The sequence below is a fragment of the Meishania litoralis genome, assembly GCF_042611095.1.
Taxonomy (GTDB): domain Bacteria; phylum Bacteroidota; class Bacteroidia; order Flavobacteriales; family Flavobacteriaceae; genus Meishania; species Meishania litoralis.
In genome coordinates, this window is record NZ_JBHFPV010000002.1 from 665,971 (window position 1) to 688,283 (window position 22,313).

Sequence of the window (22,313 nt, forward strand, 5' to 3'; positions counted from 1 at the left end):
TCACTCAACAAAGATACGTTTGAATGAAGGCTTCGGATTTGATCTCCGCGTTAAAAAAACCAAAAATTAGTTAACAAGTCTTAAAATGGGGATAAGTAGCCTATCTGTTGATATTTTGCGAGTTTATCCAACGGATATATTGCACTTTATTTCGGTTGTGCTGCTCCAAGGACTTAGCGAATTTGTGGAAACCAAAGTTCTCGACATTGGCGACCATATAATAATATTCATGTTTTTCGGGTTTGAGCACCGCATCTATTGCCGATATATCAGGCATCATGACAGGCCCAGGTGGAAGGCCCGCATATTTATAGGTATTATAGGGCGAATCTAATTCAAGGTCTTTATAAAGTACTCTTTTGATTACCGTGTCAAAATTGCCCGTATGTTTCTTCAGGGCATATATCACGGTCGGATCTGCCTGCAATAGCATTCCACTTTTCAATCTATTCAGATAGAGGCCGGCGACGCGGGGCCTTTCTTCCACTTTGGCAGTTTCTTTATGAACGATCGATGCCAAGGTGGTCACTTCTTGTGGTGATAGACCGACTTCTTCGGCACTTTTGAGTCGGTCTTCGTTCCAAAAACGTTTATATTCCTTCAACATTCGATCCCTGAACTGTTCGGCGGAAGTATTCCAGAAAAATTCGTAACTGTTGGGAAGGTACATTCCCAATTTATTGGCATCGTCAAATCCATTCGATTCCACAAACCCTATATCGTCAAAAGCAGTCAATAAACTTATGCTGTCTGCCTCGATCTGGCCTGCTACACGGCCGGCAAGGTTAGCAAGGGTTTCTTGATTGTTGAAAGCCACCTTTACCGGGATATTGCTTGAACGGAGCGTATTGATCATATCGTTGTTGCTCATTCCTTTTTTTATGGCATACTTTCCACCCTTGATATTGGCCGAATACCCTTTTCTTATGGCCACCTGCTGAAAAGAAGCGATATTGTTCACCAAAGGTTCCAGCGACTTTTTGACCTCATCGAAACTTGCATCAGATGGCACATATATGAATGCCTCTTCATTGTTGAATTTCGTATTCGGCGAAAATATGGCGTCATATATCGTGTAGGCAAAATATCCGCCGACAACGACTCCCAACAACGCGATTACCAACAGTATCTTCTTGATATACATTACGCATGTATTTTTTGAAACAATATTTCGTTTTTATAGCCCTTGTCGCTAAAAATCCAATCTTTTTTGACACCTACCCTTTGAAAGCCCATCTTTTCGAACAAACGTATACTTGCCTCATTGTCTTCGATGACATTGGCGAACAGTTGTCTTAGCCCCAACGTTGCAAAAGCATATTCCATTACCATACCGATAGCCTGGGCCCCTACCCCCTTATTACGTTCTATTTCATCGAGTACGACAATGCCAAGTCCCGCACGTCGGTTCTTGGGGTCAAAATCAAAAAGATCGATAAGGCCGATCGCCCTATGCTGTTTATTGCAGATACAAAGCCGTAATTGTTTTACATCATAAATATCTCGATGGGCATTCTCGAGATACAATTTAAGAACATGTTTGGAATAGGGGGTTACGGTGTTGCTTATTTCCCAAATATCGGTATTGTTCTCAAGCTGATACAAAAATTCCAAGTCTTCAGGTTCCAATGCCCTTAAATAAATCGTATCGCCCGTTAATTTCAACATTCGATCTCTCCTTTAAAAACCTGTTGGGCCGGCCCTATCAAATTAATGTTTCGATATGCACGACCATCTATTTCAAAGGTCACCTTCAGTTCTCCACCAAGGGTGTTCACCCGTATGGAGTTCATCGTCGTGTTTTTTGCCCGATGCATTGCCAAGGCCACAGCGGTCACCCCGGTACCACAAGACAAAGTTTCATTTTCTACGCCCCTCTCATAGGTTCTTATCGAGAAAGTGCCCTCATTTTTTTGGCTGACAAAATTTATATTGCTTCCCTTTTTGCCATAAAGACCATAGCGTAGTTTCTTTCCTTCTTCAAAGACTTTCAATCCTTCTAGACTTTCAACCATTTGAACGTGGTGCGGTGAGCCAGTGTCCAAAAAAAAGTAATTCGGCTTGGCTTTGATTTCCTCTACATCTTGCATTTGCAGGCTAACGGTAGTTTCTTCAATAAGGGCCTGATGTAGACCATCCACGGCCTTGAAAGTAGTTTGAGTATCGATAATACCCAAATACTTGGCAAAGGCCACCGCACATCTTCCGCCATTGCCGCATAAGGATCCTTCCTTTCCATCTGCATTGAAGTAAACCATGCTAAAGTCTGACATTTCGTCGTTTTGTAAAAGAATAAGTCCGTCGGCACCTATGCCAAATTTTCTGTCGCACAAAAAAGAAACCAAATTGGTATCATTTTTGGGAAAGAGACAGGAACGGTCATCGATCATTATAAAGTCGTTGCCCGTACCTTGATATTTAAAAAAAGTGAGTTTCATTTGCAAAAATCGCGTGACAAAGATAGGACTTTATTTAAGGAATCTTTAGCAGTTAAAAAGTCGTTAAACTGAAAATTGTATGAAGCTAAAACTGTTAATTTTACGTTGTGAAATTCAAAAATCAAAACATATAAATTATGAAAAAGATAGGAAGTTCGCTACTGATCGCCCTATTTGCGGGAGCGATAACCCTGGGGGCCTATAAGCTTTTCTTCGAAAACACCCACTATGCCATTGTTTCGGACGACGGCATGGCTTCGACCTTTACCACAAGCATGACACCTACTTCGTCAAAAGGTGCCGGCATCAATGAAGTAGATTTTACCATTGCTGCCGAAAATACGGTAAACGCCGTGGTTCACGTAAAAAATGTCACGGTAAGTAGGGGGTCTGGCAGTCCTTTCGAGTTCTTTTTTGGATCTGGCCAAAGTGCCCGGCCCCAAGTCGGCACAGGTTCTGGCGTGATCATTACTTCCGATGGCTATATCGTAACCAACAATCATGTGGTGGCAAATGCCGATCAATTGCAGGTCACTTTGAACAACAATAAAACCTATGAGGCCGAATTCGTGGGGGCCGACCCAAATTCCGATATTGCCCTGTTAAAAATCGATGCCGAGGATAGGCTACCCTATCTGGCTTTTGGCGATTCTGACAATACCAAAATCGGAGAATGGGTCTTGGCCGTAGGAAATCCTTTCAACCTTACTTCGACGGTAACGGCAGGTATTGTCAGTGCCAAGGCCAGGAATCTTGACCCGAGAAGAAATCAGTCTTTTATACAAACGGATGCGGCGGTCAACCCAGGAAACAGTGGTGGCGCCTTGGTCAATACCAATGGTGATTTGGTAGGGATCAATACCGCGATTACATCACAGACCGGCTCATATGTAGGATACTCGTTTGCCGTACCCAGCAATATTGCCAAAAAAGTCGTCGATGACATTATGGAATATGGCAACGTACAACAGGGAATGCTAGGCATTCACACGGCACTTCTAAATACAAAAGATGCCCTGGAAAGAGGAATCAACGAAACAGAGGGTGTGTATATCGAACGGATCGAAGAAGAATCAGGGGCCCATGATGCAGGTATTGAAGTCGGGGATATCATCAAAAAAGTGGATCACATTGAAATCAGAAAATTTCCAGACCTAACCGGATATCTCAGTACTAAAAGACCTGGTGACCAAATAGAAGTTACCCTCGACCGTGATGGTGAAAGCTTGGTACTTCCCGTTACTTTAAAAGAACGTCAAACTTTGACATTGCCTGAGCCATTTAGTGTCGAGGTCAAAAATCTGACCAAAAAAGATCAACAGAAATTCAAGACCAAAAAAGGTGTAAAGATAGTAGGTATACCTGAAGCATATCGAAATCATGACCTAGCGGGAAAAGTAATACTTTCTGTTGACGATACTGAGATTAGCAATATACAAGAGGCCCGAGATGCCTTTGGCGGCATATCAAGATATGGCAAGACCGTTATTACCATGGTCAATGACAAAGGCGAGCGCGAAAGGATAATCTTTCAATAAAACTATCACATTAAGCTATAAAAGCCCTGGAAATTTCCGGGGCTTTTATGTTGCAAATAATTGTACGAAAACGTTTGAAATATATACTTTTGCATGATTAAAAACTCAAATCGCAACTTTAATGGCAACAACTAAATCATACGAAAAAGAACTTGCTTTTCAAGCAGATAGAAGAAAGGCAACGACAGAATTCATAAAGATTATCAGCGATCTATGGTACGACAAATCGATAGAGGTGGTACTATTCAAAAATCAGGTGATCGATAAAAATGTCAGTGATATAATCAACCTGCATGAATATGCCGGAGAATTTGTTCAAAAGCCTATTTCTATATTCGATTCGGTAGAGCTACTTCGCGCCATCAACGATATAAAGCTGCCTCCCTCTAAGCTAGACATTGGCAAATTGACCTATGAATACCATTCCGATGACAACAACTTCAACGATGTCAAAGCCTTTGTGATAAACAAGCTACGAGGGGCGAACGACGCGCAAGAAATAAAGCCAAAAGATGTGGTTTTGTATGGATTCGGTCGAATAGGTAGACTTCTTGCCCGAGAACTTATGGCGAAGACCGGAAAAGGCAATCAATTAAGGCTTAGGGCCATTGTTACTCGAGGGGGCAAGGATAACGAAATACTCGAAAAACGCGCCAATCTATTGCGTATTGACTCTGTGCATGGACAATTTATGGGCACCGTCGATACCGACCCAAAAAAAAACGCATTGTTGATAAACGGTACCACCGTTCATATTATCAATGCCGACAAGCCCGAAGAAATCGATTACACGAAATACGGAATACAAGATGCCCTGATAATCGATAACACCGGTGCTTTCAGAAACAAGGAACAATTAGGGCGACACCTGAAGGCCAACGGTGCTAGCCAAGTATTGCTGACTGCCCCTGGAAAAGAAGTACCGAACATCGTGCATGGTGTAAACCACATGGAATATGACCCTGACAAGACCCGGATATTTTCGGCCGCCTCATGCACGACCAATGCCATAACGCCTATTTTAAAGGTAGTTGAAGATTCCCTTGGTATAAAGAAGGGGCACATCGAGACGATTCACGCTTATACCAATGACCAAAATTTAGTCGATAATATGCACGGAAAGTATCGTCGTGGTCGCGCTGCGGCGCTCAATATGGTCATCACCGAAACCGGTGCCGGTGAAGCGGTAAGCAAGGCATTGCCATCATTAAAAGGCAAACTCACATCAAATGCCATAAGGGTACCTGTGCCAAATGGGTCATTGGCCATTTTGAACCTTGAGGTAAAAAACAAGACTTCTTTGGAAGGAGTTAATACTATGCTGAAAAAATATGCCCTTGAAGGCGATTTGGTCGAACAGATCAAATACTCGCTCAGTAAAGAAATGGTGTCATCGGATATCGTGGGCACCTCAGCACCTTCCATATATGATAGTAAGGCGACCATTGTTTCCGACAATGGCAAAAACCTCATATTATATATTTGGTACGACAATGAATATGGGTATTCGCACCAAGTGATCCGATTGGCCAAGTATATTGCAAAAGTTAGAAGATTCACCTACTACTAAACCTTTATCGGTACAAAAGCGTTAGCTTGAATTACCGTTGGCCTATAAGTACCCTATTTATCGTTTTTTTTTCTTAATTGATAATATTGGATTACTTTAGTTCTCTCTAAATCATTTTTTAACGATAAGACTTACATAGATGAAAATTTTAAGAATACTATGCATAGCATTATCCCTATTGGCTTTTAACCTACAATTTGCTCAGGAAGAAGACACGCAAGATGCATTGTCACTCGATGCCGGAACCATAGATAGTCAGTTTGAGTTTATATATACTAAATCAGGGAACTATAGGGCCGACGGTAAGCGATATGAGGTCGTCAGAACAATTTCATTGGATAAGCTGAAATCGAATGTTATCGACACCTTGAACGTTTTCAACAAGAAGATCGATGAACTGAATGCGACAATTTCGGGACATGAAACGACCATTACCGGGCTGAATAAAAAATTGGCAGAGACTACCAATAACCTGGCCGCTGTGACCGAGGAAAAAGATAGCATGTCGTTTCTGGGCATGCTGGTCTCAAAAATCACTTATAATACCATTTTATGGTCCATTATTGCAGGGCTTTTGGCCCTTACATTGTTCTTTATGTTCAAGTTCAGGCGCAGTAATGTATTGACCCAAGAAGCTAAAACAAATCTCTCTGAACTTGAGTCGGAGTATGAAGACCATAGACGTCGGGCGCTGGAGAGGGAACAAAAAATCAGCCGACAGCTTCAAGATGAGATAAACAAATACAAAAAAGCAAAATAGAAAAAGCTCCTACGGGAGTTTTTTTTGGGTTTTAGATATGACTACAATTGTTCAAGCCGGCCCTGATAATTTAGACCATCTAGTTCCATTGTTTGATGGGTACCGCGTTTTCTACCAACAAAAATCCGATGTGGCATCGGCAATGGATTTCTTGCTTGAACGCATGCGAAAAAATGAATCCCATATATTATTGGCATACTATGATGGTCAGCCGGCCGGTTTTACGCAGCTCTATACCACATTTTCGTCGGTGACACTTCAGCCTGTTTATATACTAAATGATTTATATGTAGTACCCGAATATCGGCAAAATGGGATCGGCGAAGCACTTCTCGAAAATGCAAAAGAGTTATGCAGGGCAAAAGGTTATAAGGGCCTGGCACTTGAAACCGCCATTGATAATCCCGCGCAAGGCCTATACGAACGTTTAGGGTGGAAAAAGGACACCCATTGTTTTCATTACTTTTGGACTTTGGAACCTTCAAATTAGACACCCGCAATGCGAATCGATATCATTACCGTATTACCGGAACTTCTGAAAAGTCCGTTCGAGGCTTCCATATTAAAAAGAGCGATAGAAAAAGGATTGGTCGAGGTCAATTTTCACAATCTTCGTGATTATGCCGACAATAGCTATAACCAAGTGGATGACTATCAATTTGGTGGTGGTGCGGGAATGGTTCTGATGATAGAACCGATCGACAAATGCATCAGCGCCCTGACCAAAGAACGCTCATATGACGAAATTATATATATGACCCCCGATGGAGAAACACTTGATCAAAAAATGGCCAATGGTATTTCACTATCAAAAAACATAATCATTCTATGCGGCCACTATAAAGGAGTCGATCATCGCGTTAGGGAAACTTTCATAACACGTGAAATCTCTGTCGGTGATTACGTCTTGTCGGGGGGAGAACTTGCTGCCGCAATTCTCTGTGACGCCACAATACGTTTGATTCCCGGTGTACTGAACAATGAGACTTCGGCCTTGACCGATACTTTTCAAGATAATCTTTTGGCCCCACCGGTCTATACACGCCCTGCCGAATACAAGGGTATGAAAGTTCCCGAGGTACTGTTAAGCGGTAATTTCCCCAAAATTGAAAAATGGCGCGAAGACCAAGCAGTTGAGCGTACGGAAAAATTACGTCCCGATCTTTTGAAATAGACAATCGCATTGGATCATTTAGAATAAAAATCATGTTGAAAACCTTGTAGGTATTAATTTATAGCCTATTTTTGCAAACTGTTAAATCAACCTCTGACGAAAATCGTGAACGTTGGTTCATGCACAACAATAAAATTAAGACATGGAATCACTAATTAATTTCGTTGAAAACGAATTTGTTCCAAAAAAAGATTTTCCCGAATTCTCTTCAGGCGATACCATTACCGTTTACTATGAGATCAAGGAAGGTGAAAAAACACGTACCCAGTTCTTTAAAGGTGTGGTCATTCAACGTCGGGGAACGGGGGCGACCGAGACCTTTACAATTCGAAAAATGTCGGGCACCGTTGGTGTAGAGCGTATTTTTCCTATTAATATGCCCGCCCTTCAGAAAATCGAAGTCAACAAAAAAGGTAAGGTTCGTAGAGCCCGAATCTTCTATTTTAGGGGATTGACAGGAAAAAAGGCCCGAATCAAGGAAGTTCGGTCTTAAACATCCAAAACAAATACGTACAAAGCCCTTGGCCATTTTATATAGTCAAGGGCTTTTGTTATGAACAATTGTTGAAAAGTTCGGTTCATAAGGTGTTGATTATTAATTTGTTAAAAAACATTGGTGATACTATATTATTTCCTATATTGAAGTATCATTTGAAGGACATATCGCAGGATATAAATTCAATTGATTATAGAGTTTACGTTCTTTATATCGTTGTTTAGCTGAATGAAATTTTGAGTTGCGATTACATTGCTTCCAGTTTTTCAAAATAGCGAGTATGGAATCAAAGGGCTGTCGCTCTTTGTGTGCTCCATATGGGTGTTACATTTTTCAAAAACAGGGCTTCGGTTCGATGTTTGGAAAAAGTACATTAAGACAGTGAGAAGAGATACAAATAGTTGCTTGGTTTAATAATTAAGAACGAACGTATTTCAAACGTTGAAATAGTGATGCAAATGCAATCAATGGTTGCCGTTTTGCTGAAAATGCAAGACAATAAGTTTGTAAACTATTTCTAAAAAGCCATATCAATGTACTTGTACAATGATATGGCTTTTGTTATTTAAAGAATTGGGGGCGCAAATCAATAAGCTCCACCGATCATTGTTTTCGTGTCTTTTCAGGTGTATAAAATTGTATATTTGCAGCGCTTTATGACAAAACAAGATTCAATACATGCCTAAGATTTATTATACCAAGACCGACGAGGCCCCAGCCTTGGCAACACAATCATTTTTGCCCATTGTTCAAGCTTTCATAAAAACATCCGGTATCGATATCGAAACCGAGGACATTTCACTGGCCGGAAGAATTGTGGCCGCCTTTCCAGACTTTTTGAACGATACTCAACAAACATCGAATGCTTTGGAAGAATTGGGCAAAATGGCCAAAAACCCTGAAGCGAATATTATCAAATTGCCCAATATCAGTGCTTCGATACCTCAATTGAAGGAAGCTATCGAAGAATTACAGAAAAAAGGGTATGCATTACCCGATTATCCCGATGAGCCATCCAATGAGGCAGAAAAGGAAATCAAGTCCAGATACGATAAAATCAAAGGCAGTGCGGTCAATCCCGTTCTAAGGGAAGGCAATTCAGATCGCAGGGCGCCCAGGGCCGTAAAGAACTATGCCAAAAAGAATCCGCATTCAATGGGTGCTTGGCGTCCCGATTCAAAGACCCACGTAGCGACCATGTCCTCCGGTGATTTCCGATCGAACGAAAAATCGATTACTCTTGAAAGGGCGACGGATGTAAAAATAGAGTTGGCAAAAACTGATGGAACCATAGAAGTTCTTAAAGAAAGGATTTCGTTGCTAGACGGTGAAATCATTGATGCGACGGTCATGGACAAAAATGCCTTGGTCGCCTTTCTAAAAGAACAGGTTGCCGATGCCAAGGCCAAACAGGTATTGTTCTCAGTTCATTTGAAGGCCACAATGATGAAGGTCTCCGACCCAATAATCTTTGGTCATGCCATGAAAGCCTTCTTTGCCGATGTCTTCGAAAAGCACAAAGATACTTTTGAGTCTATCGGGGTCGATGCCAACAACGGACTTGAAAGTTTGATCAATCGATTAGAGGTGCTTCCAGATGATAAAAAATCTGAAATATTGTCCGATATTGACAAAGCGATACAAGATGGCCCCGACTTGGCCATGGTCAATTCCAATAAGGGCATTACCAATTTGCACGTACCAAGTGATATCATAATCGACGCCTCAATGCCGGCCATGATCAGAAACTCAGGTCAAATGTGGAACGCCGAAGGAAAGGCCCAAGACACAAAGGCGATAATACCTGATAGCAGTTATGCAGGAATTTATACGGCCACTATCGAATTCTGTAAAAAGAACGGTGCGTTCGATCCAAAAACAATGGGTACCGTACCCAACGTAGGTCTTATGGCGCAAAAAGCAGAGGAGTACGGATCCCACGATAAGACTTTCGAAATTACCGATTCGGGGATCGTTCAAGTAGTGGATATCAATTCGGGAGAAAAGTTGATCGAGCATAAGGTAAATCAAGGTGATATCTGGCGCATGTGCCAGGTCAAGGATGGCCCGATACGCGATTGGGTCAAGTTGGCCGTTTCCAGGGCAAAAGCTACCCAAGTGCCTACGGTTTTTTGGTTGGATGAAAATCGTGCACACGACGCTGAACTTATTAAAAAAGTAACCGTATATCTCAAAGATCACGATACATCGGGGTTGGATATTAAGATTCTCTCCCCGATCAAGGCAACTGAATATACATTGCAAAGGCTAAAAGATGGGTTGGATACCATTTCGGTCTCTGGAAATGTGCTTCGCGATTATTTGACCGACCTTTTCCCGATTTTAGAAGTGGGAACCAGCGCAAAAATGTTATCGATAGTACCCTTGATGAACGGTGGTGGACTTTTCGAGACCGGGGCTGGAGGTTCGGCACCCAAACATGTCGAACAGTTTTTGGAAGAAGGACACCTAAGATGGGACTCGTTAGGTGAATTTTTGGCTCTCGGCGTTTCACTTGAATTCTTTGGGGAACAGAATAACAATCAAAAGGCGAAAGTATTGGGCGATGCCTTGGACAGTGCCACCGAAAAGTTTTTGGACAACGACAAATCACCCTCGCGAAAGGTGATGGAACTTGACACCCGAGGCAGCCATTTTTATCTCTCTATGTATTGGGCCGAAGCTCTTGCGGCACAAAACGAAGACCTTGAACTAAAAGGCATTTTTGAACGCGTTCACAGTGCTTTGAAAAATCAGGAAACGGCTATCATCGATGAATTGAGATCGGCTCAAGGCATGGCACAAAACATTGGGGGATATTATCTGCCCGATCCTGATCTCGCTTCGAGGGCAATGCGGCCTAGCAAGACCTTTAACGATATTTTAGAAAGTATATAGAAGTATAAAAAATAACTGAGGAGCCTTTGCAATAGCAAAGGCTCTTTTATTTTAGATCCGTTTAAATAAATGTTAACTATTTTATTCGGTTTATTTTTCTCAATACATTTATAAAAAATTGCTCTTAATGACCAAAGACAAGATTATTGCCTTCTTGCTTCTCTCTTTTTCCGTTTGCCTTTCATTCGCACAAAATCGCTTTACCATTAGCGGCACCATATCAGAAGCTACAAGCAATGAAACCTTGATCGGCGTTACCATCGCGATCCCAGAACTTAGAACAGGGGTAACGACCAACGAATACGGCTTTTACTCCATAACCTTGCCCGAGGGCGAATATCAAGTTCAGGTGAGCTATTTGGGTTTCCAAGACATTGTTGAGCAAATTGTGCTCACCGAAGACCGTAAGATCAATTTTCAGTTGTTAGAGGAGGCAGAGCAGCTTGAAGAAGTGGTGGTAACCGAAAATATAGAGCAACTTGACATTCGAAAACCACAAATGAGCGTGAATACCATGACCGCGGCGACAATAAAAAAGATTCCCGTTATACTGGGTGAAGCCGATGTGATCAAGTCCATTATTTTGCTTCCCGGGGTAACGAATGCAGGCGAGGGTGCTTCAGGTTTCAATGTACGTGGAGGGGCAGTCGACCAAAACCTGATCCTTCTCGATGAGGCAACCATTTTCAATTCATCGCACCTTTTCGGGTTCTTCTCGGTATTCAATCCCGATGCGATAAAAGATATAAAACTTTATAAAGGCGGAATTCCCGCAAGATATGGCGGACGGGTCTCCTCGGTGCTCGACATATTTCAGAAAGAAGGCAATAGCAAGGCTTTTCATGCCAATGGCGGCATTGGGGCCGTGGCCAGCCGATTGTTGTTGGAAGGCCCTATTATAAAGGATAAATCTGCCTTTTTAATTGGTGGAAGAGGCTCGTATGCGCACCTTTTCCTTCCATTGTTCGATATTGACAATACGGCCTATTTTTATGACCTGAATACCAAGATCAACTACAATATTAACGACCGAAACAGTATTTTTTTATCAGGATACTTTGGCAGGGATGTTTTCGGGATCAGCGAAAGTTTTGTCAATACCTACGGAAACGCCCTGGTAAACTTCAGGTGGAACCATCTGTTTTCCGATAAATTGTTTTCCAACCTTTCCTTGATCTATTCCGATTATTACTATGGCCTGAAATTGGATTTCGTCGGATTTAACTGGAACTCTGGAATTCAGAACTTCAACCTAAAGTATGATCTTAAGAATTATGTCAGTGACAAATTACAGATCAACTATGGACTCAACAATATCTACTATCGGTTCAACCCTGGAAAAATAGAGCCCAGCAACCCAAATTCAGGAATCATCGAAGAGCAACTGGTACAAAAATATGCGAATGAGTTTGCGGCCTACATTGATGTAGAACACAGTCTTACCGATAAATTAAGCGTCGGTTACGGACTTCGGTTCAGTAATTTTATTCGGTTGGGCCAAAACGAACTGAATGTTTACGCAAACGATAATCCGGTGTTTTATAACAGTGAGCTCAAAATATACCAAGAACAAGACCCATTGGAGACCATAGACCCTGGACGAAAAGGCAGCTTGGCCACTTTCAATAATTTCGAACCGAGATTTTCACTGGCCTATACCTTCAATGACGATGCTTCATTCAAGGCCAGTTATACGCGTTTGGCACAATACCTTCATTTGATGTCAAATACCAGCTCGCCCACTCCACTGGATGTTTGGACCCCAAGCGGACCTTTTACTAAACCGCAGTTATTGGATCAATATGCCTTAGGTTACTTTAAAAATCTACAAAATGGGGATTATAGCTTAGAGTCGGAAGTCTTTTACAAAGATGTACAAAACCGAATCGATTATATCGACGGTGCCAACCTGATCGCCAACGATGCCATAGAGCAGGTGATCTTGAACGGTAAGGCACGGGCCTATGGCCTCGAATTACTTCTGCGAAAAAACGAAGGCGACTTTCAAGGATGGTTGGCGTACACCCTTTCAAAATCGGAGCAAAAAACACCGGGAAGAACCCCTGAGGAAATCGGAATCAATAATGGGGCTTGGTATAATACACCCTATGACAAAACCCATGATGTTTCTTTTTACGGAAGTTACGACCTAAACGAAAAATGGAACTTCAACGCCAATTTCGTATTTCAGACCGGGCAACCCACAAACTATCCGATCGGGCAATTCGAGTTTCAAGGGGTGACCATTCCGTACTACGGCCCTAGAAATACCGAACGCCTGCCTGCCTATCACCGACTCGATGTTTCCGCAACAATGAAGCCCCGCAAGAACAGAAACCGAAAATGGCAGGCCGAGTGGGTTTTCAGTATTTATAATGTTTACAACAGACGAAATGCGGCTTCCATTAATTTCAGTCGTAACCAAGATACCGGTGTAAACGAAGCGGTGCGCACTTCAATTTTCGGCATCGTACCGGCGGTAACCTATAATTTTAAGTTCTGAACCATGAAGAAATTGACTTTGGCCTTAGCTATTTTTCTTGCCCTTTCAGGATGCCAAGATGTAATTGAAGTCGATGTACCTGTAGATTCGCCTCGGCTTGTTATCGATGCAGTATTGCGAATGGACAATATTGATCAACCCAATACCGTGGTTCAAATAAGGGCAAGCGTTACCAGTTCATTTTTTGATGAAATCAACCCCGCTGTCTTAAATTCGATTTCGATTACAAACTTAGAATCGAACACTGTGGTAAACTTGACCGAACAAACACCCGGATCAGGTATTTACCGTGCCGACATACCAACGAACAGATTGGTCGAAGGCACTTCAAGACTTTCTATAAACTATCGTGATGAACTATATGAGGCCGAAGCCATTTTTGTGCCTTCGGCGCCTATTGATGAATTGCGTCAAGGCACATCCACTCTTTTTACCGGTGAGGAAACGGAGATTGTTTTGACTTTTACCGATGCGCCGGATCGTGTCGATTTTTACCTTTTCGACTTTGATTTTAATGAATATTTGGTTTCCGAGGATACATTTTACCCCGGTCAACCTTTTCAATTCTCATATTTCTACGATAGCGAGCTTGCGCCCCAGACCATTTTGGATATTTCGATTTTGGGCGTTGACGAACAATTCTACAATTACATGAATCAGATAATTCTGCAAAGTGGTGGCGAACAGGGTCCCTTTCAGACTCCTGCGGCCACGGTTAAGGGCAACATCGTCAATATCACGAACCCTGACAACTTTGCCCTTGGATATTTTGCCATCAGTCAAGCATTCACCGCTTCTCTTGAAGTTGCCGAAAACTAGGTCGTTCCAAAGTGTTGGATCTTCATAAAATGATCATAAATCTTTTTTTCGATCAACCTACGTGCATGTGCCATATTATAGGCCAGTGATTTATCGGTATCGCTTACCTCCAAGGCCGCTTCAATGCCCATGGCTTGTAGGTTTTCATGGTCGATTTCAAGTTGTCCGCATACAGCGAGGACAGGAATATTGTAATGTGAGCCCATTTTGACCACCCCCTGCACCAACTTTCCGTTCAAAGTCTGATCATCGAACTTTCCTTCCCCGGTAATGATATAATCAAACTTTTTTTCTTCAAGCAATTTTGTAACTCCGGCCACATTCATAACGAAATCGATTCCCGAAATAAATTCCGCCGCCAAAAATGTCCTTAACCCATAAGCCGTTCCCCCGGCGGCACCAGACCCAGTGTCGAAAGCGGCATCGACGGCCATCTCTTTTTTTACCACTTCGGAAAAATGTTTCAGTCCGCTGTCCAGTTTCTCTATTTGTTTATCGGTGGCCCCTTTTTGCTTCGCATAGGTATGGGCCGCACCGTTTTTGCCAAACAACGGATTGTCAACGTCGTTCACGGCAAAAACGGAAAAATCCGAAGGTAAACTTACATCAGTACTCTCAATGGACGCTACTCTGGAAAGATTCTTGCCTATGGGCTCTAGCTCATTACCGTAGCTATCCAAAAACCGGTAGCCAAATGCAGCGGCCATACCCATACCCGCGTCATTGGTAGCACTTCCCCCTAGCCCAATATAAATTTCCGTTATACCTTGGTCCAGGGCATCCTTGATTTCAAGACCGGTACCATAGGTCGTAGTATCCATGGCACTTCTTTCTTTTGGCGATAACAATTCAAGTCCCGAGGCTTTTGCCAATTCGATAAATGCCCTTCCGCCTTTTTCATCTAATAGGTAGTTGGATTTTATTTTTCTTCCCAGCGGATCCAAAGTGTTCAAATGGATTTCAGTGCATACGATATTCTGGGAAATCGCCTTGAGAAAACCATCACCTCCATCCGATGCCAAAACTGAAACGAAGTCTGCCTTGGGGCATGCCTTTTTAACACCACACTTTAAGGCATCTATAACACCCTGGGCCGTAAGAGACCCCTTGAATTTATCGGGTATAAGAAGTATTCTCATTAAATAAGTGGGTTTTGAACTCTTTAAATATAATCCTTTATGGGTACATTTGGGAAACCAAAAAATATGCATACCGACAAGACCTTACTCGTCAAAGGAATCAAACATATTGCCTATACCGTTTTCTTGATGTTTCTCGCGCCAGTGGTAATGTACCAAGCCTTTAAAAATGAAGGGCATCCTTGGTTCTGGCCGGTTGCCATCTTGGGCGGAATACTGGCCATTGCCGCCATTGCCCTCGGTTTTTACAGTATCAAATTAATACTTGATGCGCTATTCAAAAAAAAGTAAATGATCTAGGGTATTTCTATTTTTTGGTCTTGGATTTCCCTTTCCACTTATTCGTCAATTCGAAATAATCATATTCCAAAGCAGAATTCTGTCTTTTTAGACGGCCCGCGGCAAACGCCCTGAGCAATATATCCTCGATAAGATAGTCTTCTTCCACTTGATCGGGGCGATATTCTTCTTTTAGGCTTATGTTGAATAAACTGGCCGTAGTGTTGTACCAAAACGCCCGCCAACCGTTTCTCAGTTCTTTTACAAGATCGAAGGCGGTGATTCCGGTCTGCCGATGGACGAGTTTTACCAAAATCTGACCTTCCGTTCGTGTCAATTTTTTCAATTCTTCAGAAAATTCCCCTTCGATGTACCGTTGTATTTTTTTGGTATATTTTTTCCGATTACGTTTCTTCGTAATCTTCGAAAGACTATCATTGAGTTCTACCAAACGTTCGGCGGCCAATTTGGCATACGGAAAAACCTTGATGGTCTTTCTACGAAGTATATAGTAACGTAGCTTTTCCTCATAATTTGGAAAGGAAAGCTTATTGAAAACATAAACCTCATCAAGATCGATCGCAGTACGGAAGATCGAATCACCCTCCATGATGATCATTTTCTCTTGAACGGAATCCAAGGGTTCTTCAGGAATCTGGGCCATCCCAAGAAAAACCATAAAACCCAATATATATATGAAAAGGTGTTTTTTCATCTTCAAAACGACAACAAAAGCCCTGCCAAAATTACGATAATAAACTGCGGTTATTATTAATTAAAAGTGAATATTGCTAAGTTTGTAAACAAATAAACTCGAAAATGGCCAATAAGAAAATACTTACCAAAAAATCTCTCGATTTCTTCGAAAAATACCTGAACAACGCATCGCCTACCGGTTATGAATGGGAAGGGCAAAAACTTTGGATGGACTACCTGAAACCCTACGTGGATACCTTTATAACAGATACTTATGGTACGGCGGTTGGTGTTATCAATCCAGATGCCAAATATAAAGTCGTCATTGAAGGGCACTCCGACGAGATTTCGTGGTACGTAAACTATATTACCGACAATGGGCTTATTTACGTAATCCGTAATGGAGGCAGCGACCACCAAATAGCTCCCTCTAAGTGGGTGAACATCCATACCAAAAAAGGTATTGTCGAAGGTATTTTCGGGTGGCCTGCGATCCATACCCGAAGCAGGACAAAAGAGGAGCCCCCGAAGCTTGATAACATTACGATCGATGTAGGTGCCAAGAATAAAGAAGAGGTCGAAAAATTGGGCGTTCATGTAGGTTGTGTTATTACATACCCAGATGGGTTCAAAGTGTTGAACAAAGACAAGTTCGTTTGCAGGGCCATCGATAATCGAGCTGGTGGGTTTATGATTGCCGAAGTGGCACGATTAATTCATGAAAACAAGAAAAAACTCCCGTTCGGACTCTATATCACCAATTCGGTCCAAGAAGAAATCGGGTTACGCGGAGCCGAGATGATTACCAACAGGATCAAGCCCGATGTAGCGATCATCACCGATGTCTGTCATGATACCACGACCCCGATGATCGAGAAAAAGACCCAGGGGCATACCGAAATCGGCGCAGGACCCGTAATTTCTTACGCACCGGCGGTTCAGAACAAGTTGCGCGAGCGCATCATCGAAACGGCCGAGGCCAAAAAGATACCCTTTCAACGATTGGCGGCCTCAAGATCCACGGGAACCGACACCGACGCATTTGCCTACAGTAATGGTGGCGTTGCATCGGCATTGATATCGCTGCCGCTTCGTTATATGCATACCACCGTGGAAACGGTACATCGAGACGATGTGGAGAATGTAATCCGTTTGATGTATGAGACCTTGCTGACCATCAAATCGGGCGAAACGTTCAGTTATTTTGAATGATGCCGTATAGATCCTTTTTTGGGGAGGAAGTTTTCTGATTTCTATGGATGAACTTGTTGACATTCTCGATTCGGAAGGGAAATACACGGGAAAGACTGCCCTTAAATCGGAGGCGCATCGCCAAGGATTGTTTCACCCCACCGTTCATATTTGGTTTTATACCAAAAATGGTCAATTATTGATTCAACAACGTGCAAAAACAAAGGATACCCACCCCCTGCTATGGGACGTTTCAGTGGCCGGACATGTTGGTGCGGGTGAAGATATCGAGCTTTCGGCCATTAGGGAGATTCAAGAGGAAATAGGGCTTGCCGTATCAATAAACGGTCTTGACTTCATTGGCACCGTGAAAGAAGTACATAAAATCGCCGAAGATTTTACAGATTGCGAGTTCCATCATATCTTTTTGAGCGAATTGAAAGTACCTTTGAAAAGTTTAAAAAGACAAGTAAACGAAGTGCAGGCTTTGCGGCTTATTCCCTTAACACAATTTTCAGAAGAGACCTGGGGTATGGCAAAACTTCATGAATACGTGCCCCATGACGTGGAATATTATAAAAGAATCATTGGCGAAATACAGTCCCGGTTATAGATCTTGAACAAACTCTTCGGGCCTTTCAAGATCAAAACTTTTTTGACCGCCATCCATCATATTCTTTACCACAAAGGTGTTTTTGGCCAATTCTTCGGCCCCGATCAAGATAACATAAGGTACTTTTCTGTTATTGGCGTATTTGAATTGTTTTTGGATTTTAGCATCCGATGGATATAAATCTGCCTTGACACCTGCCTTTCGCAGCGTTGAAATCAACTTCAAGGAAGCCAAGGCTTCTTTTTCGCCAAAATTGAGGCAGAGCACCTCTAAGGATTGCTCAATGCTTTCCGGAAAAAGTTCCAGTTCTTCGAGCACCAAATATATTCGGTCAAGACCAAAAGATATGCCAACCCCACTGACATCGTTAAGTCCGAAGATTCCGGTAAGGTCATCATAACGGCCTCCACCTCCAATCGAACCCATGTTGATATTTTTAGGTGCGGAAACCTCGAAAATCGCCCCTGTATAATAGTTGAGCCCACGGGCAAGGGTAACATCGATCTCCAATTTAGCTACTTCAAGCCCCAATTGCTCAACGGTTTGTACGATAAATCGCAAGTCCTCTACGCCGGCACTTCCTTCTTCCGAAGTTTTGAGCATCAGGCCAAGCGCATCCAATTGTTCAAGATTTGTGCCCGATAGTGAAAAAAGTGGTGCGACTTTTTCAATGGCCGCTTCGGAAATGCCTTTGTTGAGCATCTCTTTTTCAACACCTTCCCTCCCTATCTTATCCAATTTATCCAAGGCGACCGTAAAATCGACCAAAAGATGTTTTGCACCAATTACCTCGGAAATGCCCGAAAGAATCTTTCTATTGTTCAATTTTATGGTAACCCCTTGCAATTTTAGGTCCGAAAAAACCGCATCGTACAGCTGAATGAATTCCACTTCCTGCAAAAGGGAATTGGCACCCACCACATCGGCATCGCATTGGTAAAATTCGCGAAAACGTCCTTTCTGTGGGCGGTCAGCGCGCCATACCGGTTGGATCTGATAACGCTTGAAAGGGAATTCGATTTCGTTGCGGTGCATTACGACATAACGCGCAAAAGGAACCGTAAGATCATAGCGCAAGGCCTTCTCGGTTATTTTAGGTCCTAACGAAGTACTGTCCTTTGAACTGTACGTATAGTCATCGACCTTACTGATAAAATCTCCCGAGTTCAAAATCTTAAAAATCAGTCGGTCGCCCTCGTCCCCATATTTTCCCAGCAAGGTTTCTGAATTCTCAAAAGAAGGCGTCTCAATGGGCTGAAAACCAAAAACCTGAAAATGCTTCTGGATAATCCCCGTAATATAATTCCGTTTTATTACTTCATTTGGTGAGAAATCCCTTGTGCCTTTTGGTATACTAGGTTTTTGTGCCATAATCTTGAATCAAGATACAAATATATGCCTCACTTCAATCCATTCCAAAGGAGCGGAAACATCATTTAGGCGAATAATGTGCGATTTAGGAAATATTACCTTTTACATATAGAATACTGCCCTATCAAGAAGGCTAAACCTGGTCTATGATTTCATCGAACCATCGGTAGAGGTCGCCCTTGGTAATGACCGCCCCCTGCTCTATCAAATTAAATTTGTCGAGGTTATGATCCTCGGAATATGCTTTTGAAGCCGTAAGGTATTCCACAAAATCGGATTGCCAGTTTTTCTTGAACCATTCAAAACCGATATCGGTCGTCAAATCGATATCGGGATTCAAAATCTTGGTCGAGATCAATTTGATTTCCTTTTCCCCACAATGAAAAAGATGCATGTGAGATGCGGAAACATTTTCCAAATACACAACGTTTTTCAGGACACCCTCCCAGATCAGCTCGCTAAAGACATCAAGTTCTTCCTCGGCAACCTGGGGCTTTTCGGTTTTCAACCTTTGCCACTCCTCTGCCGTGATGGACTGGGTCGCCAAAAAATTTATGAACTCGGGATGGAGTTCTTCCAATTGTTGCTTTGTGAGTCTTCTATACTTCAATACAAAAAGTTATTAACATTTTGAAAAACAAATACTTAACATTACATTAAGGTTAAGTGAACGATCGATCTCGATGATTTGGTCTTGCTTTGATCTATTGCAAAATAAAAGCAATAAAAAACCGCACAATCTACAAAAATTGGAGATGTGCGGTCTTTTGAATTCAAAATCGTTTATTTGGCCTCGGCCACAACTTCAAAGGGAAAATCTACGATAACATCCCTATGTAAACGAATCTTTGCATTATAGGGTCCGGTTCTTTTAACCGTTCCTCCTTGAATATTGATAAACTTCCTGTCGATTTCGTGACCGACTTTCTCTAAGGCCGACACCAAATCTATTGTAGTGACCGAACCGAATAATTTGTCCCCGGCTCCTGTCTTTGCAGGTATCTTCAAATCAAGGTTTTTCAAAGCTTCGGCAGTCTTATTGGCCGCGTCAACAATTTTCTTCTCTTTATGGGCACGTTGCTTTAGATTTTCGGCCAAGACTTTTTTCGCCGAAGGGGTGGCCAATGTGGCCAAACCCTTTGGAATAAGAAAATTTCTGCCGTAACCATTTTTTACGCTGACCAAATCGTCTTTAAACCCTAGGTCTTGAACGTCTTCTTTCAATATAAGTTCCATGGTGCGTTTCTTTTATTTTAATAAATCGCCTACATAAGGCATTAAGGCCAAATGACGTGCCCTTTTGACCGCTTGGGCCACTTTTCGTTGATACTTCAACGAGGTTCCGGTAAGTCTTCGCGGCAATAATTTTCCTTGCTCGTTGACCAATTTCATTAGAAAGTCAGCGTCTTTATAATCGATATACTTAATACCCGATTTTTTGAAACGACAATACTTTTTCTTGGTATTGGTCTCGATGTTCAAAGGAGTCAGATATCTGATATCCCCATCCTTTTTTCCTTTAGCCTGTTGTTCTATAGATGCCATAGTACTTATGCTTTAGCTGTTTTTAACCTTGTTCTTCTTTTCTCTGCCCATTCTATGGCATGTTTGTCCAACCTTACGGTCAAAAAGCGCATTACACGCTCATCTCTTCTGAACTCTTGTTCATAGGTGGTGATTACCTCACCAGGTGCGGTAAACTCGAACAAGTGGTAAAAACCACTTTTTTTGTGTTGGATGGGATAAGCCAATTTCTTTAGGCCCCAATTCTCTTTGGAGACCATTTTGGCTCCATTCTTAATTAAGAAATCCTCAAATTTCTTAACTGTTTCCGCTATCTGATCATCAGAAAGCACGGGATTCAAAATGAAAACAGTTTCGTAATGGTTCATAAATATTATATTTTTTGGAGCGCAAAAATAAGAATATTTACCACACTTCACAAGAAAACGGAAAATTCTTCGTTATAGCTAGGAACAATCATAAAAATTGAACTTAACCAAATCTTAACCTATGGTCATCCGCCATTTACACAGGAAACCGCGCAATGTTTACAACTTTTGTTGTAGATACGTGGGTTTTTTCGGTACTTTGTCGATGATTTAACCCCACAAATCAACCCATTTATGAAATTAAGAAGCATTATTGTTGACGATTCGTCCATGCAGCGGATGGCGGTCGCGAAACTGGTCAACAACCACCCAAATCTTGCTATGGTGGCCGAGTACAGCAATGCGATCGAAGCGAAGAACGGCATTAAGAACAATGAGATCGATCTTATCTTTTTAGATGTAGAAATGCCGATTATCAACGGGTTCGACCTACTCGAATCACTGGAAAACAGTCCACAGGTCATTTTGATCACCGGTAAGCCTGATTATGCCTTAAAAGCTTTTGATTACGATGTTACGGATTATCTTCACAAGCCCATCACCATGGCGCGTTTCGATGCTTCCGTTAAACGTGCCGTTGCCAAGTATGAGCAAATGCATAAGGTCAATGAAGATGAAGAGCATATCTTCGTCAAGAGCAACCTTAAAAAGCGTAAGGTTATCCTTAACGATATCAAATGGATAGAAGCATTGGGCGATTACATCAAGTTGGTGACCGATGAGGCCAATATCGTAATCTTATCGACGATGAAATCGTTTGAAAAGCAATTGCCGCAAGAGAAATTCTTACGTATCCACAAATCGTATATCATCAATTTGGAAAAAGTAGAAAAATTCAACAGTAAAAATGTTGAAGTAAGTGGAAGGTCTATTCCTTTGAGCAGAAATAAAAAGACAGAATTGGCCGAAGCGCTGAGCAACGTTTAACACTGTCTT

The 22,313-nt window shown here is 42.1% G+C and carries 23 protein-coding genes; 13 read left to right on the top strand and 10 right to left on the bottom strand.

The window, feature by feature from the left end; translation table 11 throughout:
• Positions 1 to 100: 100 nt before the first annotated feature.
• The 3 genes from mltG to dapF are packed head-to-tail and all read right to left on the bottom strand — an operon-like array spanning position 101 to position 2,438.
• Positions 101 to 1,144, bottom strand: coding sequence for an endolytic transglycosylase MltG (mltG, locus tag ACEZ3G_RS12080; protein ID WP_432425748.1), 1,044 nt, complete (start codon positions 1,142 to 1,144; stop codon positions 101 to 103).
• Positions 1,144 to 1,668: a GNAT family N-acetyltransferase gene (locus tag ACEZ3G_RS12085; RefSeq protein ID WP_432425749.1), complete on the bottom strand. Its 525-nt coding sequence runs from the start codon at positions 1,666 to 1,668 to the stop codon at positions 1,144 to 1,146. The genes mltG and ACEZ3G_RS12085 overlap by 1 nt, the downstream gene beginning before the upstream one ends.
• Complete coding sequence (gene dapF / locus ACEZ3G_RS12090; RefSeq protein WP_432425750.1) at positions 1,662 to 2,438, bottom strand: diaminopimelate epimerase; 777 nt, start codon at positions 2,436 to 2,438, stop codon at positions 1,662 to 1,664. Before dapF ends, ACEZ3G_RS12085 begins: the two co-directional genes overlap by 7 nt.
• A gap of 137 nt (positions 2,439 to 2,575) precedes the next feature.
• On the opposite strand from dapF, the gene ACEZ3G_RS12095 reads away from it, so the two are divergent.
• The 9 genes from ACEZ3G_RS12095 to ACEZ3G_RS12135 all read left to right on the top strand — a co-directional run bounded on the left by ACEZ3G_RS12095 (position 2,576) and on the right by ACEZ3G_RS12135 (position 14,196).
• Positions 2,576 to 3,976, top strand: coding sequence for a S1C family serine protease (locus ACEZ3G_RS12095; RefSeq protein ID WP_432425751.1), 1,401 nt, complete (start codon positions 2,576 to 2,578; stop codon positions 3,974 to 3,976).
• A 121-nt stretch (positions 3,977 to 4,097) separates the two neighbouring features.
• Positions 4,098 to 5,546: a glyceraldehyde-3-phosphate dehydrogenase gene (locus ACEZ3G_RS12100; protein ID WP_432425752.1), complete on the top strand. Its 1,449-nt coding sequence runs from the start codon at positions 4,098 to 4,100 to the stop codon at positions 5,544 to 5,546.
• Positions 5,547 to 5,685: 139 nt separating this feature from the next.
• Complete coding sequence (locus tag ACEZ3G_RS12105; RefSeq protein ID WP_432425753.1) at positions 5,686 to 6,306, top strand: tRNA (guanine-N1)-methyltransferase; 621 nt, start codon at positions 5,686 to 5,688, stop codon at positions 6,304 to 6,306.
• A gap of 37 nt (positions 6,307 to 6,343) precedes the next feature.
• Positions 6,344 to 6,796 (top strand): GNAT family N-acetyltransferase, encoded by a 453-nt coding sequence (locus tag ACEZ3G_RS12110; RefSeq protein ID WP_432425754.1) that lies wholly within the window; start codon positions 6,344 to 6,346, stop codon positions 6,794 to 6,796.
• 9 nt (positions 6,797 to 6,805) lie between these two features.
• Entirely contained in the window at positions 6,806 to 7,480 is a 675-nt protein-coding gene (gene trmD / locus ACEZ3G_RS12115) for a tRNA (guanosine(37)-N1)-methyltransferase TrmD (RefSeq protein WP_432425755.1), read from the top strand.
• A gap of 142 nt (positions 7,481 to 7,622) precedes the next feature.
• Positions 7,623 to 7,973, top strand: a complete 351-nt coding sequence (rplS, locus tag ACEZ3G_RS12120; RefSeq protein WP_432425756.1) for a 50S ribosomal protein L19 — start codon at positions 7,623 to 7,625, stop codon at positions 7,971 to 7,973.
• A gap of 681 nt (positions 7,974 to 8,654) precedes the next feature.
• The gene (locus ACEZ3G_RS12125; protein ID WP_432425757.1) at positions 8,655 to 10,874 is read left to right on the top strand and encodes an NADP-dependent isocitrate dehydrogenase; all 2,220 of its coding nucleotides are present in this window, start codon (positions 8,655 to 8,657) and stop codon (positions 10,872 to 10,874) included.
• Between the two features lie 127 nt (positions 10,875 to 11,001).
• Positions 11,002 to 13,377, top strand: coding sequence for a TonB-dependent receptor (locus tag ACEZ3G_RS12130; RefSeq protein ID WP_432425758.1), 2,376 nt, complete (start codon positions 11,002 to 11,004; stop codon positions 13,375 to 13,377).
• A 3-nt stretch (positions 13,378 to 13,380) separates the two neighbouring features.
• The gene (locus ACEZ3G_RS12135) at positions 13,381 to 14,196 is read left to right on the top strand and encodes a DUF4249 family protein (RefSeq protein WP_432425759.1); all 816 of its coding nucleotides are present in this window, start codon (positions 13,381 to 13,383) and stop codon (positions 14,194 to 14,196) included.
• On the opposite strand, the gene ACEZ3G_RS12140 is transcribed toward ACEZ3G_RS12135, so the two are convergent.
• Positions 14,193 to 15,335 carry a glycerate kinase gene (locus tag ACEZ3G_RS12140; RefSeq protein ID WP_432425760.1) on the bottom strand — a complete coding sequence of 381 codons (1,143 nt, stop codon included), beginning with the start codon at positions 15,333 to 15,335 and terminating at the stop codon, positions 14,193 to 14,195. The genes ACEZ3G_RS12135 and ACEZ3G_RS12140 overlap by 4 nt on opposite strands.
• A gap of 39 nt (positions 15,336 to 15,374) precedes the next feature.
• On the opposite strand from ACEZ3G_RS12140, the gene ACEZ3G_RS12145 reads away from it, so the two are divergent.
• Entirely contained in the window at positions 15,375 to 15,626 is a 252-nt protein-coding gene (locus tag ACEZ3G_RS12145; RefSeq protein ID WP_432425761.1) for a DUF6095 family protein, read from the top strand.
• A gap of 16 nt (positions 15,627 to 15,642) precedes the next feature.
• On the opposite strand, the gene ACEZ3G_RS12150 is transcribed toward ACEZ3G_RS12145, so the two are convergent.
• Entirely contained in the window at positions 15,643 to 16,293 is a 651-nt protein-coding gene (locus ACEZ3G_RS12150; RefSeq protein WP_432425762.1) for a DUF4294 domain-containing protein, read from the bottom strand.
• A 140-nt stretch (positions 16,294 to 16,433) separates the two neighbouring features.
• Here ACEZ3G_RS12150 and ACEZ3G_RS12155 point away from each other — a divergent pair, with 140 nt between their 5' ends.
• Together ACEZ3G_RS12155 and ACEZ3G_RS12160 are read left to right on the top strand one after the other, a co-directional pair.
• Positions 16,434 to 17,522, top strand: a complete 1,089-nt coding sequence (locus tag ACEZ3G_RS12155) for a M42 family metallopeptidase (RefSeq protein WP_432425763.1) — start codon at positions 16,434 to 16,436, stop codon at positions 17,520 to 17,522.
• 43 nt (positions 17,523 to 17,565) lie between these two features.
• Positions 17,566 to 18,114 (top strand): NUDIX hydrolase, encoded by a 549-nt coding sequence (locus ACEZ3G_RS12160; protein ID WP_432425764.1) that lies wholly within the window; start codon positions 17,566 to 17,568, stop codon positions 18,112 to 18,114.
• Here the strand turns inward: ACEZ3G_RS12160 and hisS are convergent.
• From hisS to rpsF, 5 genes are all read right to left on the bottom strand, one after another.
• Complete coding sequence (gene hisS / locus ACEZ3G_RS12165) at positions 18,109 to 19,485, bottom strand: histidine--tRNA ligase (RefSeq protein WP_432425765.1); 1,377 nt, start codon at positions 19,483 to 19,485, stop codon at positions 18,109 to 18,111. The two genes, ACEZ3G_RS12160 and hisS, sit on opposite strands and share 6 nt — an antisense overlap.
• Before the next feature lie 133 nt (positions 19,486 to 19,618).
• A complete protein-coding gene (locus tag ACEZ3G_RS12170) occupies positions 19,619 to 20,095 on the bottom strand; it encodes a DUF6495 family protein (protein WP_432425766.1) in 477 nt (158 codons plus the stop codon).
• Between the two features lie 173 nt (positions 20,096 to 20,268).
• The gene (gene rplI / locus ACEZ3G_RS12175) at positions 20,269 to 20,721 is read right to left on the bottom strand and encodes a 50S ribosomal protein L9 (protein WP_432425767.1); all 453 of its coding nucleotides are present in this window, start codon (positions 20,719 to 20,721) and stop codon (positions 20,269 to 20,271) included.
• 12 nt (positions 20,722 to 20,733) lie between these two features.
• Positions 20,734 to 21,030: a 30S ribosomal protein S18 gene (gene rpsR, locus ACEZ3G_RS12180; protein WP_432425768.1), complete on the bottom strand. Its 297-nt coding sequence runs from the start codon at positions 21,028 to 21,030 to the stop codon at positions 20,734 to 20,736.
• A gap of 5 nt (positions 21,031 to 21,035) precedes the next feature.
• Complete coding sequence (rpsF, locus tag ACEZ3G_RS12185; RefSeq protein WP_432425769.1) at positions 21,036 to 21,377, bottom strand: 30S ribosomal protein S6; 342 nt, start codon at positions 21,375 to 21,377, stop codon at positions 21,036 to 21,038.
• Positions 21,378 to 21,611: 234 nt separating this feature from the next.
• Between rpsF and ACEZ3G_RS12190 the strand changes: the two genes are divergently transcribed.
• Positions 21,612 to 22,304, top strand: a complete 693-nt coding sequence (locus tag ACEZ3G_RS12190) for a LytR/AlgR family response regulator transcription factor (RefSeq protein ID WP_432425770.1) — start codon at positions 21,612 to 21,614, stop codon at positions 22,302 to 22,304.
• Positions 22,305 to 22,313: the final 9 nt, after the last annotated feature.